General features: G+C 58.4%; 1 protein-coding gene. It reads right to left on the bottom strand.

The annotated features are described in order from the left end of the window. Positions 1 to 517, bottom strand: a 517-nt coding sequence (locus tag NPS47_RS25375; RefSeq protein WP_274297445.1) for a transposase, incomplete at both ends; no start/stop codon positions are given.

Genomic DNA, 517 nt, shown 5'->3' with positions numbered 1-517 from the left:
CGGGCCAGGATCACCAACGCTTCGGTGGTCGCCTTGCCCCTGTTCCGGCTGTGCTCATAATTGCCTTTCCAGGCTGCTGTGCGGCTGGCCGACATCGAGGCGTTATGCAGTAGCCGACGTGTTTCCGAACAGCCTCTTTTGGTCAGGCGGCGACGACCTGCATGCTGGCCGGAGTCCGACACTTTCAAGTCCATACCCAGGAAGGCGATAAACGCGTCGCTGTTCCTGAAGTCGCCTCGGATGAAGTTCATCACCAGCGCAGTAGCGGTCAGAAAACCGATACCTTCAATCGCCTGACAGCGTTCGACTTGCTCAAGTAAATCAGCCTCGCGCAGCAGATCTTTGATCCTCTTGCGCAGGAGCAGATCCACCTTGGCCATCTCTTTGAGAACACCGTCGAATGCCTTTCGCATCGATTTCTCGTTGGTCCAGCTCTGCAACATGCTGGTCCGCGAAGCCACCATCACGGCTCGGCGGCGCAACAGGCTCTGAAGCTCGCTGTAGACGGCTGGCGGCG

The organism is Pseudomonas putida, assembly GCF_028682475.1.
In the GTDB taxonomy this organism is placed as follows: domain Bacteria; phylum Pseudomonadota; class Gammaproteobacteria; order Pseudomonadales; family Pseudomonadaceae; genus Aquipseudomonas; species Aquipseudomonas putida_AG.
The sequence above is the reverse complement of the archived record's forward strand: the minus strand, read 5'-3'. Positions and strand labels throughout refer to the sequence as shown.